We start from the raw sequence: 16664 nt of genomic DNA on the forward strand, positions 1-16664 counted from the left end.
GATTTGGTAGACAACCCAAACTCTGAATGATACACTTGCGCCTGTTGCCAGTCATGGCTTTCTTGGCTTTTGCCAATTTGATGGGCCAGACCTATCAGATCACCGGAAAGGTGGTCAATGAAGCAAACGAATCCATTGGTTTTGCCAATGTATTGTTGTTGAGCGCTGTCGACTCTACTTTCGTTCAGGGCACCTCTGCTGATGAAGGCGGTCGTTTCTTGCTGTCAGACATTGCACCAGACCTGTATCTCTTACAGGCCAGCTATGTGGGCAGGGGCTCGAAACCCTTGGCGCTTGATGTCAAAAACGATATTTCTTTGGGTGCATTGATTATTCCCGTTAAGGCCGAAACCCTTGATGAGGTGGTGGTGACGGCCAGACGCCCCACTTTAGAGCGGTTATCAGACCGTTTGGTCTTCAATGTAGAGAATACAGTGGTATCACAGGGAAATTCTTGGGATATCCTTAAAAATACCCCTGGGGTCATTATCAATCAAGATGATTTACAGATTCGCGGTCAATCAGCGACGATTTACCTGAACGGGCGAAAGGTTCAGTTGTCAAGTCAAGAAGCCAAAGATTTATTGGAGGGGCTTTCAGGTACCAATATCAAATCGGTTGAGGTGATTGCCAATCCACCGGCCAGTTTTGATGCCGAGGGTGGCCCCGTACTGAACATAATCAGTGGCAAGAACATTGTACCGGGCTATAAAGGGAGCATTACCACAAACTATACCCAAGCGGTTTTGCCCAAGTACAGTTTTGGCATGAGCCATTACTATAAAACAGATAAATTGAATGTCTTCGCCAATTATTCGTTTAACCCTAGAAAAGAACTAAGAAGAACCGACAAGGGCATCAATTTCATCAATGATGCCAATGCTGTCTTTTCAAGATGGCAAACCGATATCGATGAAACCAAAAGAACAAGGGCCCATAACGGAACATTGATACTCGACTATGATTTTGACGACAAAAACAGTCTCAATTTCACGGCAACGGCAGTTCATAATCCAAACCAAGAATGGGAAAGCAATTTAGATACTGAAATTCGCAATGCGCAAAACGTCCTGGACTCGACGTTCATTACAGATAATCGGGTAGGGGCCGATAATACCAACCTCGCATTTGATCTATCATATGTGCACAAGCTGAAAAAAGAAGGGACCCAACTTTCTTTCAACACCCACTACACCCACTATAGTGATAGCTTTCTTCAGCTAATCGGCTCAGACTATTTTGATGGTTCGGGTAGCTTCATCAGGGACTTTGGGTTTACCACGGCCTCAGATCAACAAATAGAGATACTAACCGGGCAGGTCGATTTTGCCACCCCTCTGGGCACCTCATCATTCGAATCTGGATTGAAAATTTCGTCGATTGCTTCAGAAAGCGCCATTGACTATTTCAATTTTACCGGGAACAACCCCAATGTTGATGCTTCACTCTCAGACGATTTTAGATATGATGAAAAAGTATATGCAGCCTATGTGAGTTGGGTAAAAAGTTGGGAAAAATGGTCAGTGAAGCTGGGGGCCAGGGGAGAACTTACCGATGCTGAAGGGGTTTCATTGACTTTTGACACCACTAGCAACCAAGATTTTTTCGAGATCTTTCCTTCGATCTATTTGTTGTACTCACCCTCAGAAAAGCACAGTTTTGCCTTTGATTATGGCAGGCGGGTCGATAGGCCAAGGTATAATGACCTGAACCCGTTCAGAAATTTCAACAATGAAAATGATTTCGAGGAGGGCAATCTGGGCCTGGTTCCCTATTTCTCAAATAATTTCAATTTAAACTATACGTTCAATAGCGAATTCTTTATCGATGCCTATTATCGCGACAACGGCAACTCCATAAACTATTTGGTGTTTCAAGACAATGAAAACCAAACACTTAGAGAGTTAAAGCAGAACGTTTTAGAAAGCACTTCGTACGGCCTTGATTTCACTTTCAGCAAAAGCATCCTGAACCCTTGGTATATCTATTCGTATGTTTCCGTTTTTCATGAAGACGAAACATTTTTGGCCGTTGAAAGTGGTGACCAAGAATTCAAAAACGAAGTAAACGGCGTTTATGGCTATTTGGCCAATTATCTGACCCTTTCAAAAGACGGGTCCCTTACGGGAGAGGCTACGATTACCTATTTATCAAGGTTCTTGTTTGGCTCGTACATATCTGACGAGCAGATCAATCTGACATTGGGGCTTCGCAAATCACTATGGAACAATAGGGCCGTACTATCACTGGCCGCAGAAGATATCTTGAGAACCTATGTGCCCACCTATACCTCTAGATATTTGAACCAAGACAATTTTTACCGAAGAAGGCCAGAGACGCAGTTCGTCCGTTTCGGTTTTACCTATAACTTCGGAAACTTCAGGCTTGAAGACAACCAACGCAGCATTGATAAGAAAGAGCGTGATCGATTAAAAGCCGATTGACAAGGTGTTTTTTTGCGATTTCGTAATTTTGCACCTCTTAAAGGTCAAATGCCCATGCCAAGGATAGGAAGCATAGAATTGCCCGATTTTCCATTACTGTTGGCACCGATGGAAGATGTGAGCGACCCTCCTTTTCGCGCTTTGTGCAAAGAACAAGGGGCCGATGTCGTTTATACTGAATTCATTTCTTCGGAGGGACTGATACGCGATGCCGCAAAAAGCGTAATCAAACTTGATATCTATGAAAAGGAACGCCCAGTGGGCATCCAGATTTTTGGCGCCGAGATGGATTCAATGTTGAAGGCCATCGACATTGTAGAACAAACAGGTCCTGATATCATAGACATCAACTTTGGCTGCCCCGTCAAAAAGGTGGTCTGCAAAAATGCGGGGGCCGGTATTTTGAGGGATATTCCGCTTATGGTAAAATTGACCGAGGCAATGGTCAAACGCACAAAATTGCCCGTTACCGTAAAAACCCGTTTGGGGTGGGACCACAACTCCATCAAAATCGTTGAAGTAGCGGAACGCCTGCAAGATGTGGGCATAAAGGCCATCTCAATACATGGCCGCACACGGGTACAGATGTACAAAGGGCAAGCCGATTGGAAGCCCATTGCCCAAGTAAAGAACAACCCTAGAATGCACATACCGGTGTTTGGTAACGGAGATGTCGATACGCCAGAGGCCGCGATGAAAATGCGCGATGATTTTGGTTTGGACGGCGCCATGATCGGCCGTGCCAGTATTGGCAATCCCTGGTTTTTCAACCAAGTGAAGCACTATTTCAGAACGGGCAACCATTTAGCCCCACCGACCATGGAAGAACGGGTCGAAGCGGCCCGGCGCCACCTGCAGATGGCGATTGATTGGAAAGGCGAGAAGTTAGGGGTCTTTGAAACCCGGCGCCATTACACCAATTACTTCAAGGGCATACCCCATTTCAAGGAATACCGGATGAAAATGGTCACCAGCGACGATGCCGCCGATGTTTTTGCCGCTTTTGATGAAGTATTGGAAAAATTCGGTGACTTTCAGTTTGCCTAGCCAAAAGCATATTCTTTGTGTTAAGAAGCGGCAATCAATCTTTTTGATATTCGACTGCTGGCGATTTTTGATGAAACGATTCCCAATAGGGTTATGGTCGCCAGTACCAACAAAACGTTCATCATATCAAATGCCACCGGATATGCCAATGAAGGGGTTATCTTCAACCACCCGAACACCAATTGGGAGGCGACCAAAAGAATTCCTATCAATACCCCTACCAGACCACCCAGTGTGGTCACCAAAAGGCCTTGAATAAAATAGATTTGCCGCAGTTCTTTGATGGTCGCACCAAGGCTGAACAATGTTTTTGAGTTCTGGCGCTTGTCGAGTATCATCATGATGATGGCCCCCACCACATTGAACAGGGCGATGATCAAGACCAATGTGAAGATGAGGTAGGTGGCCAAGTTTTCAGTGTTCAGCATACGGTAGAGCGTACTGTTGAGTTCTCTTCTGCTCAAAACAATGGCCTTGTCGCCCAACGCATTTTTGATTGCCCCGCGCACGTTTTCCAATGAAGCGTTTTCATCGAGCTTAAAGTTGATTCCTGAAACTTGGGCACTGTCCTTTTCCAAAAAGGCCTGCACCAATTTCAAGTCGGTAAATATGTATTTTTTATCGAGCCCCTCTTCAACGGCGTACACCCCACTGACCACTAGGGGCAGTTCATTGTAGGGTTTTGAGCCCAAGGCGGCTTGGGTCAACGAACTCTTGCCGGGCTTGGGGGCCAGAGCCATCATGGGGGTTTGGTAATTGTTGATGGGCACGCCCAATAAATTGTAGATGCCGATGCCCATTACGGTGTTGTGATCGGTGATGCCCCAATTGCCAAAATAAAGTGTGCTGTCAATATCCGTAACCTTGCGGTAATTTTCATCGACCCCCTTGATGAAGGCCAGATCGCCCTTTTCACGAAAAGACAGATAAACGCGCTCTTCCAATTCTTTTGAATAATGCAAGACACCGCCAATTGTCGAAAGTTTTTCTTCATCTGTTTCCAGCAAAGAAAAGACCTTGCCGGTGGTTGGCACCGCTTTTAGATCGGGGTCGAACGTATTCGTGAATTGAAGGCTAAAGATCTTGAGTCCTGAAAAGGCCGAAAGCACAATGAAAAGTGCCGCAGCACCAATAATGATGACCAAAAAGGTGATGAAATTGATGATGTTGACCGCATTTTGGCTACTTTTTGAACGGAGGTACCGCTTGGCGATGTAGAGCGGAAAGTTCAAGGCTAAGACTTCTTTCTTTTTGGTAAAAGGTCGCGATTCTCGATAGGGTTTTCACCGCCCTTCAACGATTCTTCAATACTGTCGATGTAATCTAACGAGTCATCGAGAAAAAAAGTCAGTTCTGGCACCCGTCTCAACTGGTGTTTGGTGCGCTGGGCCAATTGGTGTTTGATCTGTGGTTCGGTCTTTTTGATTTCGCTTAACAGGGGTTGTGCCCTGTCATTCGGAAAGATACTGACGTACACCTTGGCCATTGAAAGGTCAACGGTGACATAGACTTTTGATACGGAAACAATGATGCCCTGTGCGCCGGCTTCAGTAACGGCACGTTGCAGTATGTCGGCAAGGTCTTGCTGAATGACACGGGCTATCTTCTTCTGTCGTTGTGTTTCCATAGGGCAAAATTAGGCAATAAATGACGTTTCTCATGATTTGGTCGCCCAACATTGGTTAATTTGGCCGTTATTCTGATAAAGAACAATTATTTTGTTATTTAAAATAGCGCTATCTATGGACAAAATTGAGCATATCGGTATCGCGGTGAACGATTTGACCGCCTCGAACGCACTTTTTGAGAAACTGTACGGTGAACCCCACTATAAGATTGAAGAAGTGGCCTCAGAAGGGGTTCGCACTTCTTTTTTTAAAGTAGGCCCGAACAAGATTGAATTGTTGGAAGCCACCAATGACAACAGCCCGATCGCCAAATTTTTAGAGAAAAAGGGAGAGGGCATACACCACATTGCCTTTGCCGTAACGGATTTGGAGGCGGAAATGAAGCGCTTAGAGGGCGAGGGGTTCGTTATATTGCCCGGCTTTCCGAAAAACGGGGCAGACAACAAGCGAGTGGCCTTTTTGCACCCTAAGGGCACCAACGGGGTTTTGGTGGAACTGTGCCAAGAAATAGCTGTGGCCGAAACTGCGTGACCCTTGTGGCAACGAAAAATAAGTGCTAGTTTTGCGCCTGCATTTGTAGGTCCTATAGCTCAGCTGGTTAGAGCACTTGACTCATAATCAAGGGGTCCCTGGTTCGAGCCCAGGTGGGACCACGGAGTGGTACCAAAAGCCTTCGCGAGAGCGGGGGCTTTTTTATTGCGGAGCAATGGTGGGTGAGAAGTTCATGCCGAGCCAGCCTGTGAAAGCAGGCGCGGTCGAGGTAAGCCCAGGTGGGACCACGGAGTGGTACCAAAAGCCTTCGCGAGAGCGGGGGCTTTTTTATTGCGGAGCAATGGTGGGTGAGAAGTTCATGCCGAGCCAGCCTGTGAAAGCAGGCGCGGTCGAGGTAAGCCCAGGTGGGACCACGGAGTGGTACCAAAAGCCTTCGCGAGAGCGGGGGCTTTTTATAGATGGCCATTTTAACGATGGCCAAAAAGTGTGGGGAGCTCTTTACTTTTTGATTACTACCGAATGCTAATACACCCCATTGGTATTGGCTATTTTACCACCTGTTAACCAAAAGTATAATCTCAGAAAAGCGTTCATGGGCTGTAGAGAGTCCCAATGCGCTACAATTTGGCCATTCTTAATTCGCCAAGAGTCGTGAACATTGATTCCTTTTTTATCGTTACCACGATCTTTTCTATGGGTAGTAATATGAGAATGAAAAATCACAAAATCACCGTCTGCATAAATGTGCTTGACATCATACGTATAGTCGGGAAATTGTTTTGAGAAGCTTTTGACATACTCTACCAATGCATCCATACCATCTGGGATACTTCTGTTGTGCTGTACGTAATGGGGATTTCCGAATTTTGTAAGCACTGCATCAAAATCATGATCGTTCATGAGCAGTTGCACAAATTCAATGATCAATTTCACATTTTTGGTTTCCTGTTCAGACCAGCTGTCTCTCTTCAAGGCATCAAAACTGATTTTTATGGTATCCATTTTTAGCTTTTATTTGATAAAATAAATTACTTGCGTTTTGCAAGCGTACAAATATAATGATTAACTTGCAAAATGCAAGTGAATAATGTAACGAATATGAGATCAGACTGCCCTGTTAGCTTTGCTTTGGACCTATTTGGTGACAAGTGGACCTTTTTAATCATTCGTGATTTGGTTCAAGGAAAAAAATTCTACAACGATTTTTTACATTCCAAAGAAGGTATAGCCACCAATATTCTATCTGATCGTTTAAAAAAGCTGGAACATAATGGAATAGTTGAGTCTAAGGTGTTTGAAGCGCTAAAGACCAAAAAAGAATATTCAATGACCGAGAAAGGAAAAGATTTGATTCCTGTTTTGATAGAAATCATTATCTGGTCAGATAAGCACCAAAGCGATTTGGCAGTAAGTAGGGATTTTATCAACAAAGCCAATAAAGATCGCGAAGGATTGATTTCGGAAATCTTGTTGGGATTAAAATAAGATCCAGATTACCCATTTTAAAAGAAGCGCAGACCCTTTTATGAGTTCTCAAAAGTGGAGCCATCCTAGGCCCAATCATTCCCCGGCCTCGAAGAAAATAGAGACCGGCTCTTCAAGTACCTGGGCGATCTTGTATAGGGTCAAGACGGTTATGTTTCGTTTACCAGCCTCGATGGCGTTGTAGCCGCTCTTGTGAAAGCCGCATTCTGCGGCCACCTTGTTCTGTCGCATGCCCTTGCGCATGCGTACTTCTCTGATACGCCCGCCCAAGACGGCCAGTACATCATCTTTAGAAAATTTGTCCAATGTAGAAGAGTATAGGGGTTTCTATAAAGATAGGCACTATGCGAGATAAGGACGAAAAACGCTCTACCAAGGGCAAAAAAAGGGGGAGGAAGTGCAATATATGATAACAAGTTATAATATATAGTAATTTTTTCTTTTCTTTGTACGCCCCTATGACAAGATTACAGCGACTGGCGAGCATCATACTCAATGCTGTCGTGTGTAATTCCAAAAATCATACCACCCAGGATTATTGCCTAGAAGCCAATTAAAGGAAGATTTGTTTCGCTGAAGAAACAAATTTTCAAGTACCCAAGTGAAGGTCAGACCTAAAATTAAGAGAATGAAAATTTTGTCAAAGGCAAAGAGTTTGAATTTAAACATTGAGAGGAGACTTTTTGTTCGACAAGTTCTAATTAGTGGCTATTTCTTAACCGCATCGACTTTTTTTGCCTGTACAGACAAGAATGCAAAGAATGGGACAGTGAATGTAGACTTGGTCAATCTTATTGAAAGTCAAATAGCACAAATTGATAAGCTGCACAACGATTCTCTCTATCAGGCATTTGAGAATTTTGATGAGACAGTTCGTAATACAATGTTGAACATCAACAAACAAGAATTGGATAAAAGGCAAAAAGAATCATTGACGGATTTCCACCTTGCTACCGACATCGATGATTATGAGGGAATTAGCGATGTCTGTGCCATGTATATCAGAACGATAGAAGAAGAAATCGTAAAGCATGATAATTTGGAAGAACTCACTTTATGTTTTAACCAAATTAAAGCAGAATCGAAAGATAAGCTAAGCGAATACGAGTACAAAATAGTAATCATTGCCATGTCAGTAGGAATTTATTCAGCCGAATTTTGGTCACCTGTCGAACAAGGAGACACAGGACATGATTTTTTTAAGCGCAGGGAATTACCATAGCCGGCCATAAATCGGGTGATTGCCTGAGACGGCCGTACCTCCATGACCATTTCGGAACATTAAACGGTAATATTTTACAACAAAAAGTTATAATTTATTATAACTTTTTGTTTTCTTTGCATGCCCCCATTTGACATTCTTACTTGATCTAAAACCAAACGGAAATGGAAAAATCGATTTTAAAAGGATTGAAGGGTTTGTTTGGGCATGGGGGAACCATGGCCCTGCTCATCGTACTTGCGGTGACCGTCGGGGGCTGTGAAAAGGAAACGGCCCCGTCTGTGGAGGATGGGGGCACAGCGGGCGAACGGGGGGTGCCAGTGTCCGTCCTCAGCTCGGGCGACGTGCCCGTGATAATGGCGCGCATTACCGATATCACAAAGGCAAACAAAGACGCCCTCGGCCTGAAGGATGGCGAGGCCCCCTACCATGTAGATACCAGCGACATATTGGAGAACATCGACTCGGTGGGCAACAAGACCTATTCCCTGAGGTTCTACCCAAGGGCGAGCAGGGAAAATGCCTTCTACAACCTCATAGTGGCCGAACGGGCCGATGAAGAGATCCCGCCCACGGTACTCGAGTACGTCATGGAACCGGGGTATTTCACCGACATGGCCCGGGGCAGCCCCCGGGCGGGGGGCTATGTGCCCATCGAGGTGAACTACTACGCCCTTGAAGGGTTCTATGCGATGACGGATGCTGCCCGCAACGGGGTACACATGCCCTACCCCTGCGGCGAGGTCGGCAACACCGGTAGCGGTGGTTCGGGGTCGTATCCCAGCACGGGCGGCGGCAACCAGAGCGGCAACGGCAGCGGCAACGGCAACAATGGGACCACCAACCCTGCCGGGGGCCGTGGCGGCTGGAGCATATCGATATCCGGGCAAGGAACGGGTTCTGGGGTCAACCCGACGGTCAGCGGGGGCAAGGGATGCTTCTGCTCCACATGGGAAACCGATGACGATGACGACAACAAGGGGCCAAGAACAAACAGATCAAAGGATGACGACTGCCCCAAGGGGGAACTGGTGGTGCCGATTAATGAAGAGGATAAAATCATTAATCGCCTCAAGGGCAAAGCAAAATGCGTTTTTGAAAAGCTCGAAGAAAAAAATGAAAATTTGTTCAAAAGGACTATAGGGGCCTTTACGGATGACCCGGAATATAATTTGGTGATTAGTATTGGGCCTATGCCTTCGGGAAATGCCAGTGCAGATGCCGTAACACTTGATAGAATTACAAGTAGTGATGAAATAAGAATTGTCATAAATGAAAACAATGCCAACAACAATCCCCTGGAACTGGCAAGACTCATTCTGCACGAAGGCATTCATGCAGAAATAGTAAGGTACGTGCATCGTAAATCAAGAGATTACACAATAACCGATAGACCTCGGCTAATGCAACTTTTTTCGTTCTATATTGGACTACTAAGCGAGGAAGAACTCGATAGTCCTCATCTGGAGCAAAGTATAAGGAAGAGAATGAGCGAAGCACAACATAACTATATGGCTGAGAAGTATGTAACTCCTATTGCACGTGCATTGTATCAATTTGACAATGAAAAATTTACCCTTAAGGAATATGAAAGTTTAGCATGGGCGAGCCTTGAAAATACCTACAATTATTTGGGTAATTTAACAGAAGCGGAAAGAGACTATATTGAAAGGAAAAGCACCGAAATTTTAAATTCTTCACTAAATGACCAGAACAGTCCTTGTAATTAGCAAGTTTGTGGCCTTAGCATTTTTCTTGGTTTCTTGTGGAGACAAGAACTTAAATAAAGAAAAGACAGCTGCCGCCTTGGAGGAACGGAATAGCCATGAAATATATTCATTGTTAATCAATAATCATGAATATTTCGATTACGTTGGACTATTACCGCCGCCGCCGGCTACCTTCACGGAAGACTTTACAGAAAAGGACTTTTGGAGATTGAGGGATTCTTTAAAAGCGATACACCAAGATAGCCTATTACGTATTGCAATATATCCCGAATTTTTTCATACTGACCCCAAAGACAATACTCAAAGTACTATAAAGGATAGCACTTTTTCTAACCTTTATGAAAAACTGGTCCATTTCAAGAGATCGACTATTGATATCTCAAAATTGACCTATGATGAAAACAGAATAAAACTCTCCTTACTCGATACCATTCGTAATAATGATAAATGGAAGAGAAGATTCAAAAACAATCACATTATACTTTCCTTTTCAAGGGTGGCTTTTTCCGAAAACTTTGACAAAGCATTAGTTGTCTCTGGGGTGACGATTTCAAAATATGATGGATTTTCTTCCACTATTCGATTAAAGAAAGAGGATGGTAAATGGAAAGTGCTGGATAGCTTACAAGATGATGTAAGGGTTATGTATGACCTTATTATGAAGAATAATGAATAGTAGGAAACAACGATTCAAAAGGTGATAAGTGTAAATGGAATTATAATCATCCTGTTGTAGGCCATAAAGACCATATTCACTTTTCAATAAGAAAATAACTCATGAGAACTTTTTTTAAACTAATTGTCTATTTAATGGTCATTGGTTGTTCCTCACAAGTAAAAATCGAAGATTTCTCGGAAAAAGATGAGATGAGCTACATATTATCAAGCCTTCAAGATCCAATAGAAATCTCCAAACCAATTTATGATGGTGCTTTGTTTTTAAGCATATTTGAGATAAATGATAGTCGAGCATCAATAAAAAACTCAAATGAAAGCGAAGAAATATATTCTAGCATATTTATATCAATCACACCTGACGGTGACTACTATACTGTGAGTAAATTGTACAAAATCGAACGCTTGATGAGGCCAAAAATAATCAGGATAGAAGAAGATGTTTTTCCTACATTGGAAATTTCTTTCGAACACGGAAACTATGATTCTCGAAAAACGGAAAAGTTTAGATTTTCTGGAGAGTTTGATTAAAAACAAACCACGATAAGGCATAAACAAAATGACGGCTTGGGTTTAATTTGGCCCGCTGTTCAGTGGCCCACAAAGCCTTCACAGTAGAGCGCGTCATCAAAACCTGTGGTTGGGGAATATGCCGATTAAGGTCATTTTGGTTTCCTTACCCCGTACCTTTCAGTCCGCCCGATAACACATTCACCACCAACAAAAGCACCAACAGCAGTTTGTTGGCCTCTTCAGCGTCTTTTTTGTCGAGGGCCCGCCATTTTTTGAGCGACCGTAGCTGTATTTCGTGCAACATCTGCAATGACCGATGCCTAAGTTTGTTGTTTTCAAGCCTAGAGAGCCGGCGCTCTTCTACAGATGCGCCCATAAGGGTTTCAATTTCTTCAAGACAGGTACCATAATCGGCCAGAATAAGCTGCATGAGCTCGTTTTTGGTGGTAGGATCCGGCACCAGATCGGCAAAGACCTTCATGATGTCGGTATCTGAATTCAAAAGGTTGGTCTCGATCTGGATCAGACCGTATTTCAATAACGGCCATTCTTCGGCAAGGGTTTTTAAATATTCGAAATCTTCAGGATATTGCGCCTGGAAGGTGCCAAGGGCAGTGCCCGTACCAAACCACCCCGTGAGGTTGAACCGCGATTGGTTCCAACTGAACACCCAAGGTATGGATCTAAGATCATCGAGGGATCGCTGACCGGTTCTGCGGGCAGGCCTTGAACCGATTTTGCTTTGTTCAAGCACGTCTATGGGGGTGGCATGGCCATAGAATTCAATGAATTGAGGGTGGTCTAACAATTGCCGGTAGTTGCTTCGGGCCAGTGCCACAAGACGGTCCATGATGTCGTACAGCTTTTTGTCTTTTTCTTTCTGCGCCGTTCGCATGGCCTGTCTGGCCGTGCCCGAGAGAAACATCTCGAGGTTGTACGAGGCGTTCAGGCGATTGGCAAATTGATTGGCTATGGTTTCACCCTGTACGGTCATTTTGATGTGGCCGCTCATCGCACCGGGCGGCATGCTTTCAAGAAAACGGTGGATTTTACCGCCCCCCCTGCTGATGGTGCCCCCCCGGCCATGGAAAAAGCGAAGGGCTATACCGCGTCGATCTCCAACCTCCGTGAGTTTTTCCTCCGCCTTGTAGATGTTCCACCGGCTGGTCAGTATGCCCCCATCTTTGTTGCTGTCGCTATAGCCTAACATCACTTCTTGTATAAAGGGCTTTTTGTGCTTTTGCTGTTCTTGCACCATGGGGTGGGTTAAAAAGGCCTCTAAGATATCAGGGCCGGCCACAAGGTCGTCAATGGTCTCTAAAAGCGGCACAACGGGAAGGTGGGCATCTTTGAGACCGACCTCGCGCAGAAACAGAAAAACGACCACCAAATCACTTAAACTGCGCGTCATACTGACGATGACAGAGCCTATACCATCGGTTCCGTACCGATCCACATATTTTTTGACCTCGCTAAAATACCCCAATACGTTATCGGCTTCTGGCCCGCAGGGGGTACCGGCCACCAAAAAGGGGCGATTGCTCTGTAACTCTTTGTTGATAAAAGAAAGTCTTTTTTCTTCATCCCAATGGGCATAGTCGGTATCGGAAAAGCCTGCGGCCTGTAATAGTTGGGCCATGGCTTTTTCATGGTACGCACTGTTCTGCCGAATATCGAGCTTGGCCAAATGAAAACCAAGGCAGGCCAATAGCCGTTCTACCGGAAACAGGTATTGTTTGATCACTTGGCCGGCCTTTAGGTGGGCCAAGACATCTCTGAGCTTTTTCAGTTCGATCGCCAGATCATCAGGGCGGCGATAACAGCTCTGATCGCCGAGGTCAAAACGTTCGTCAACCGTATTGTCTAACCGTACCAACAATAGGTTGATGAACTGTCGCAGGGGTTCAGAAGGGTTTCGCTTCAAGGCCTTCTGACCGGCCTCGCCAAGGGTTTTGGCCTGTGATGCGATTTCTGATAGAAACGCCGTGGGAACCTCATTGAGAAATTCGGAAAAACTCATTTTTTGTGCCAATGCCACCAATTGCTCCCTTAGAATGTTCAATGCAGCCCTACGGTGAAGCTGTAGGGTAGAAGCGGTAAATTCTGGAGTCACGTACGGATGCCCGTCCCTATCGCCACCGACCCAGCTTCCGAATTGCAACATCGGAAATTGTTCTGGCCCATCGAGCAGTTCAGGTGAAAAACCGACATGCTTCCAGGCATTGAGCAAACGCTGGTCGGTCAAATGCAGCACTTTTGGGAACACGTTGACAAAGTAGTGCATGACGTTGCTGCGTTCGTCGGTGAGCCTGGGCTTTTGGAGATAGATTTCACCGGTACGCCACCATCGCTCCAATACACTTTTGATCTCTTGCTTTATCTCGGCCCGTTCTGAGACAGACCAAAGCGGGTTTTCGTTTTTTACCAGCAACACGTAAAGTTCTCGGTGAATGTCCAATACCGTCAACCTTTTTGCTTCGGTAGGGTGGGCGGTCAATACGGGCATTACCTTGATTTTGGGCAACAAATCCGCTATTTTTTGCTCATCGACCCCTGATTCTTTCCATAATTTGAGCGTTTCTCCCCACGATCCACGTGTGGTTTCCAGTCCGAATTGGGACTCGGTTTTTCTGCGGAATTGCGTGGCCGCGTTCTCTTCTACCAAGTTGAGCAACTCAAAGGAAATGCCCAGGGCCTGTGCCAGTTTTTCATCGGCCACTTTAGACTGTTTTTTTTCATGGGAGTCGTTTTCTGCGTTGATCAGGGCCGCAAGTTCAGCCTCTCCCAAAGACTGGAGCATTTCTTTGAACACATTGATCAAATAGGTGTAATCTTTTCTGATCTTTCGCAGTCCTTCAAGCTCAAGTGTTTTCTTTTCCATGGTCGGGGTCATATTTTTAGAAACAAGTTATGTATTTACGATTTTTTATTTTTCACCCGCAAATTTCAGAAACCTAACCTTTGAAAAACAAAGAAAACGTGTGTATTTCTTCATTTCGGTCATAGGCCAATCGAAACCCATAGATATCACATATCTTTTGATTGATGGCAAGCCCCAGGCCCAAGGAATCTTTTGTTGAAGAGCCCCTTTGAAAACGACGGAACAATTTTTCAGTGGCTATCTCAGAAATTTCACCGGTATTGGTGATTTCAAATTTATCCTCGTTGAGCAGCATGTTTATGGAACCACCTTCTTTATTGTGCTGCACGGCATTTTTGATAAGGTTCGTAAGCAGGATATCGGCCAGAATATGGTCGCATTCTATGGTTACCGGATGTAGTTCGGTGGTTACATTGAGATTCTTGAAATTGATGATCTCTTGCATATTGCTTAAGATGTTCCCTATAATGGCATGGACATCGACACGGTCTAATCGCCTGAATTCTTGGTTCTCTATTCTGGAGATCAGTGTCAGGGCCTTACCTATTTTAGATAGTTTATTGGTCTCTTGGTACACGGCCTCTACCCGCGCCAGTTCTTTTTTATCGAGGTTGTTGCTCTCTAACAACAAGACCACTTTGTTTCTGATAATGGCCAAAGGAGTCTGTATTTCGTGCGATATGTTCTCGTTGAATTCCTTTAGGTTCTGAAAATCTTTCTTTACTTGGTCCATCAACGTGGTGATGACCTCATTGAGCTCTTCAAACTCACTTATGCTGGATGTATTGAGATGTATAGACTCTTTTTGGGTTACATTATATTGTTTGAGCTTTGATAAATTCCTGAAAAACGGATTCCACGCCCATTTGTATATTTCCCGATTGATGAAATAAAGCCCTATCACCAATAGCAGTATAACAAAACTGGTCGTGATGAAAAGCAACCAGATTAACTCATGTATTTCGAGCAGCACATGCCTGAGCGTGATCTTTACGGGCTGTGCATTGATAGATGAGGTGAATGTATATATTTTGTAAGGAAGCTGTTTGTCGGCGTAGGCCTCATAGATCAAGGTGTCATTGAATTTTTCGGGCCGTATGGCGCCGTTGTCGATAGGGGTGCTCTGCAATAAATAGTTGGAAGGGGGTAGCACGCCCTCTTTGTCGAGATGAAAATCAATACGTTCCCGTTCATGCAAGAGAATTTCTTCCACTTCACTGTTCACGAGATACTGAATGAAGTAATAATCTACCGCGATCATTACCGGAAAGAGGAAAGCCAGAAATATGAGGTAATATGTATTGGTCTTTCTGACTAGGTTCATTCTCGATCGGTAAATTTATAGCCTACGCTATAGATGGACTGAATATAGTCTTTGCCTTTCAATTCGGCAATTTTTCTGCGCAAATTGGCCAAATGGGTATAGATGAACTTGTAAGAATCGGCCATTTCTATATCGTCGCCCCAGAGGTGTTCGGCAATGGCCTCTTTGGTCAAAAGACGGTGCCTGTTGACCACAAAAAAGTGGATGATGTCAAACTCTTTTTTGGTCAGGTTCAAAAGGCGATCGTGCACAAAGACTTCATGGCTGTCGGGTTTGATCTTGATCTCGTTGAAAAAGATTTCCTTGTTTCCGCTGTATACCTTTCTTCGATAAAGGGCCTTGATCCTTGCATTCAGTTCTGCGAGATAAAAGGGTTTGATCAAGTAATCATCTGCGCCGATCTCTAAACCGTGTACTTTGTCATCAACAGAATTTTTTGCTGAAATGATGATGATGCCGGCATCGATATTCTCTTTTTTTACTTCTCTTATGATGTCCAATCCGTTGCCATCGGGCAGTGTGATGTCAACGACCAAGATATCATATGGAAAATACCCTATTTTGTCATAGGCCGATTTATGGTCGGGGGCGATTTCACAGATGTTGCCTTCCTCCTCCAGAAAATTTTTGATATCCTGTAGCAGTTCGGCATTGTCTTCAATAACCAATATCTTCATGGCTAGGGGCTTTGAGAAAATCCATCTTGTGGTCAAATGTACTTGCCATAGGTCAAATAAAAAATGACATTGTACCGATGTCTAGCCCGTTGGCAACCCTGTCATGGTGAATATCATTACGAACAGTGCCACCGTTTCCACGATACCGATGATCATAATGTATTTGGCCGTATCGTTGGCACCAGAGGCAATGGCATCACAGGCCCGCGCCCCGGTTTTACCCTGAAAGATGGCCGAACCTGCCATGGCGGCGCCCGCTACAAGACCAATGACTATTTGCCAGACGTAAGAGTCAGGTGCAAGGTTGGCATCGGCAATAGCATTTTTAAGGATCATTCCGTAGATGACCTGTGATAACGGCGCGCCCACAAAAATAAGTAGGGCCGTAGCGGCCTTTTGACCACTGGTGATCATTTTCTTCCATGCCCCGATGGCCGCCATGCCGGCGATTCCTGTTCCTATTGCAGATCCTATTGAAGCGATGCTTAGTGACATGCCCATATCGCCGAGTCCTGTTACCGTTGTTGTTAAAAGTGCCATACCTAC

Annotated in this window: 17 protein-coding genes and 1 tRNA gene; 10 read left to right on the forward strand and 8 right to left on the reverse strand. The window is 44.6% G+C overall.

All coding sequences use genetic code 11. The annotated features are described in order from the left end of the window. Window positions 1–26 precede the first annotated feature (26 nt). Window positions 27–2444 (forward strand): outer membrane beta-barrel protein, encoded by a 2418-nt coding sequence (locus L0P89_RS07785; protein WP_235267838.1) that lies wholly within the window; start codon window positions 27–29, stop codon window positions 2442–2444. A gap of 54 nt (window positions 2445–2498) precedes the next feature. Then, window positions 2499–3491: a tRNA dihydrouridine synthase DusB gene (gene dusB / locus L0P89_RS07790; RefSeq protein ID WP_235267839.1), complete on the forward strand. Its 993-nt coding sequence runs from the start codon at window positions 2499–2501 to the stop codon at window positions 3489–3491. A gap of 20 nt (window positions 3492–3511) precedes the next feature. Here dusB and L0P89_RS07795 read toward each other — a convergent pair whose 3' ends face one another. Together L0P89_RS07795 and rbfA are read right to left on the reverse strand one after the other, a co-directional pair. Next, window positions 3512–4723 (reverse strand): ABC transporter permease, encoded by a 1212-nt coding sequence (locus L0P89_RS07795; RefSeq protein WP_235267840.1) that lies wholly within the window; start codon window positions 4721–4723, stop codon window positions 3512–3514. A 2-nt stretch (window positions 4724–4725) separates the two neighbouring features. After that, window positions 4726–5118, reverse strand: coding sequence for a 30S ribosome-binding factor RbfA (gene rbfA, locus L0P89_RS07800; protein ID WP_235267841.1), 393 nt, complete (start codon window positions 5116–5118; stop codon window positions 4726–4728). 115 nt (window positions 5119–5233) lie between these two features. Here rbfA and mce point away from each other — a divergent pair, with 115 nt between their 5' ends. The 3 genes from mce to L0P89_RS07815 all read left to right on the forward strand — a co-directional run bounded on the left by mce (window position 5234) and on the right by L0P89_RS07815 (window position 6137). Beyond that, window positions 5234–5650: a methylmalonyl-CoA epimerase gene (mce, locus tag L0P89_RS07805; RefSeq protein WP_235267842.1), complete on the forward strand. Its 417-nt coding sequence runs from the start codon at window positions 5234–5236 to the stop codon at window positions 5648–5650. 48 nt (window positions 5651–5698) lie between these two features. After that, window positions 5699–5772 (forward strand) — tRNA-Ile (locus tag L0P89_RS07810). An 86-nt stretch (window positions 5773–5858) separates the two neighbouring features. After that, window positions 5859–6137, forward strand: a complete 279-nt coding sequence (locus L0P89_RS07815; protein WP_235267843.1) for a hypothetical protein — start codon at window positions 5859–5861, stop codon at window positions 6135–6137. On the opposite strand, the gene L0P89_RS07820 is transcribed toward L0P89_RS07815, so the two are convergent. Continuing rightward, a complete protein-coding gene (locus L0P89_RS07820; protein WP_235267844.1) occupies window positions 6134–6613 on the reverse strand; it encodes a nuclear transport factor 2 family protein in 480 nt (159 codons plus the stop codon). The two genes, L0P89_RS07815 and L0P89_RS07820, sit on opposite strands and share 4 nt — an antisense overlap. Window positions 6614–6709: 96 nt before the next feature. On the opposite strand from L0P89_RS07820, the gene L0P89_RS07825 reads away from it, so the two are divergent. After that, the gene (locus tag L0P89_RS07825) at window positions 6710–7096 is read left to right on the forward strand and encodes a winged helix-turn-helix transcriptional regulator (RefSeq protein ID WP_235267845.1); all 387 of its coding nucleotides are present in this window, start codon (window positions 6710–6712) and stop codon (window positions 7094–7096) included. Window positions 7097–7171: 75 nt separating this feature from the next. Here L0P89_RS07825 and L0P89_RS07830 read toward each other — a convergent pair whose 3' ends face one another. Beyond that, on the reverse strand, window positions 7172–7402 hold the full coding sequence (locus L0P89_RS07830; RefSeq protein ID WP_235267846.1) for a helix-turn-helix domain-containing protein: 231 nt from the start codon (window positions 7400–7402) through the stop codon (window positions 7172–7174). A 322-nt stretch (window positions 7403–7724) separates the two neighbouring features. On the opposite strand from L0P89_RS07830, the gene L0P89_RS07835 reads away from it, so the two are divergent. The 4 genes from L0P89_RS07835 (at window position 7725) to L0P89_RS07850 (ending at window position 11254) form a co-directional block, all read left to right on the forward strand. Continuing rightward, window positions 7725–8318 carry a hypothetical protein gene (locus L0P89_RS07835; RefSeq protein ID WP_235267847.1) on the forward strand — a complete coding sequence of 198 codons (594 nt, stop codon included), beginning with the start codon at window positions 7725–7727 and terminating at the stop codon, window positions 8316–8318. 164 nt (window positions 8319–8482) lie between these two features. Then, complete coding sequence (locus L0P89_RS07840; RefSeq protein ID WP_235267848.1) at window positions 8483–10048, forward strand: hypothetical protein; 1566 nt, start codon at window positions 8483–8485, stop codon at window positions 10046–10048. Continuing rightward, the gene (locus L0P89_RS07845; RefSeq protein WP_235267849.1) at window positions 10023–10724 is read left to right on the forward strand and encodes a hypothetical protein; all 702 of its coding nucleotides are present in this window, start codon (window positions 10023–10025) and stop codon (window positions 10722–10724) included. Before L0P89_RS07840 ends, L0P89_RS07845 begins: the two co-directional genes overlap by 26 nt. 101 nt (window positions 10725–10825) lie before the next feature. Beyond that, window positions 10826–11254 (forward strand): hypothetical protein, encoded by a 429-nt coding sequence (locus L0P89_RS07850; protein ID WP_235267850.1) that lies wholly within the window; start codon window positions 10826–10828, stop codon window positions 11252–11254. 145 nt (window positions 11255–11399) lie between these two features. Here the strand turns inward: L0P89_RS07850 and L0P89_RS07855 are convergent, their stop codons facing one another. From L0P89_RS07855 to L0P89_RS07870, 4 genes are all read right to left on the reverse strand, one after another. Continuing rightward, window positions 11400–14117, reverse strand: a complete 2718-nt coding sequence (locus tag L0P89_RS07855; RefSeq protein ID WP_235267851.1) for a phosphoenolpyruvate carboxylase — start codon at window positions 14115–14117, stop codon at window positions 11400–11402. A gap of 73 nt (window positions 14118–14190) precedes the next feature. Beyond that, on the reverse strand, window positions 14191–15441 hold the full coding sequence (locus L0P89_RS07860; protein WP_235267852.1) for a sensor histidine kinase KdpD: 1251 nt from the start codon (window positions 15439–15441) through the stop codon (window positions 14191–14193). After that, window positions 15438–16118 carry a response regulator transcription factor gene (locus tag L0P89_RS07865; protein ID WP_235267853.1) on the reverse strand — a complete coding sequence of 227 codons (681 nt, stop codon included), beginning with the start codon at window positions 16116–16118 and terminating at the stop codon, window positions 15438–15440. Before L0P89_RS07865 ends, L0P89_RS07860 begins: the two co-directional genes overlap by 4 nt. Before the next feature lie 81 nt (window positions 16119–16199). After that, the gene (locus L0P89_RS07870) at window positions 16200–16658 is read right to left on the reverse strand and encodes a hypothetical protein (RefSeq protein ID WP_235267854.1); all 459 of its coding nucleotides are present in this window, start codon (window positions 16656–16658) and stop codon (window positions 16200–16202) included. Window positions 16659–16664 lie beyond the last annotated feature (6 nt).

The sequence above is a fragment of the Muricauda sp. SCSIO 65647 genome (assembly GCF_021534965.1).
Taxonomy (GTDB): Bacteria; Bacteroidota; Bacteroidia; order Flavobacteriales; family Flavobacteriaceae; genus Flagellimonas_A.

Bases quoted from the DNA above. Each gene is read 5' to 3' on its own strand.
- L0P89_RS07860 (WP_235267852.1), bottom strand. From the start codon at position 15,441: ATGAACCTAGTCAGAAAGACCAATACATATTACCTCATATTTCTGGCT.
- L0P89_RS07855 (WP_235267851.1), bottom strand. From the start codon at position 14,117: ATGGAAAAGAAAACACTTGAGCTTGAAGGACTGCGAAAGATCAGAAAA.
- L0P89_RS07835 (WP_235267847.1), top strand. From the start codon at position 7,725: ATGAAAATTTTGTCAAAGGCAAAGAGTTTGAATTTAAACATTGAGAGG.
- mce (WP_235267842.1), top strand. From the start codon at position 5,234: ATGGACAAAATTGAGCATATCGGTATCGCGGTGAACGATTTGACCGCC.
- dusB (WP_235267839.1), top strand. From the start codon at position 2,499: ATGCCAAGGATAGGAAGCATAGAATTGCCCGATTTTCCATTACTGTTG.
- L0P89_RS07825 (WP_235267845.1), top strand. From the start codon at position 6,710: ATGAGATCAGACTGCCCTGTTAGCTTTGCTTTGGACCTATTTGGTGAC.
- L0P89_RS07785 (WP_235267838.1), top strand. From the start codon at position 27: ATGATACACTTGCGCCTGTTGCCAGTCATGGCTTTCTTGGCTTTTGCC.
- L0P89_RS07870 (WP_235267854.1), bottom strand. From the start codon at position 16,658: ATGGCACTTTTAACAACAACGGTAACAGGACTCGGCGATATGGGCATG.
- L0P89_RS07850 (WP_235267850.1), top strand. From the start codon at position 10,826: ATGAGAACTTTTTTTAAACTAATTGTCTATTTAATGGTCATTGGTTGT.
- rbfA (WP_235267841.1), bottom strand. From the start codon at position 5,118: ATGGAAACACAACGACAGAAGAAGATAGCCCGTGTCATTCAGCAAGAC.
- L0P89_RS07845 (WP_235267849.1), top strand. From the start codon at position 10,023: ATGACCAGAACAGTCCTTGTAATTAGCAAGTTTGTGGCCTTAGCATTT.
- L0P89_RS07820 (WP_235267844.1), bottom strand. From the start codon at position 6,613: ATGGATACCATAAAAATCAGTTTTGATGCCTTGAAGAGAGACAGCTGG.
- L0P89_RS07865 (WP_235267853.1), bottom strand. From the start codon at position 16,118: ATGAAGATATTGGTTATTGAAGACAATGCCGAACTGCTACAGGATATC.
- L0P89_RS07840 (WP_235267848.1), top strand. From the start codon at position 8,483: ATGGAAAAATCGATTTTAAAAGGATTGAAGGGTTTGTTTGGGCATGGG.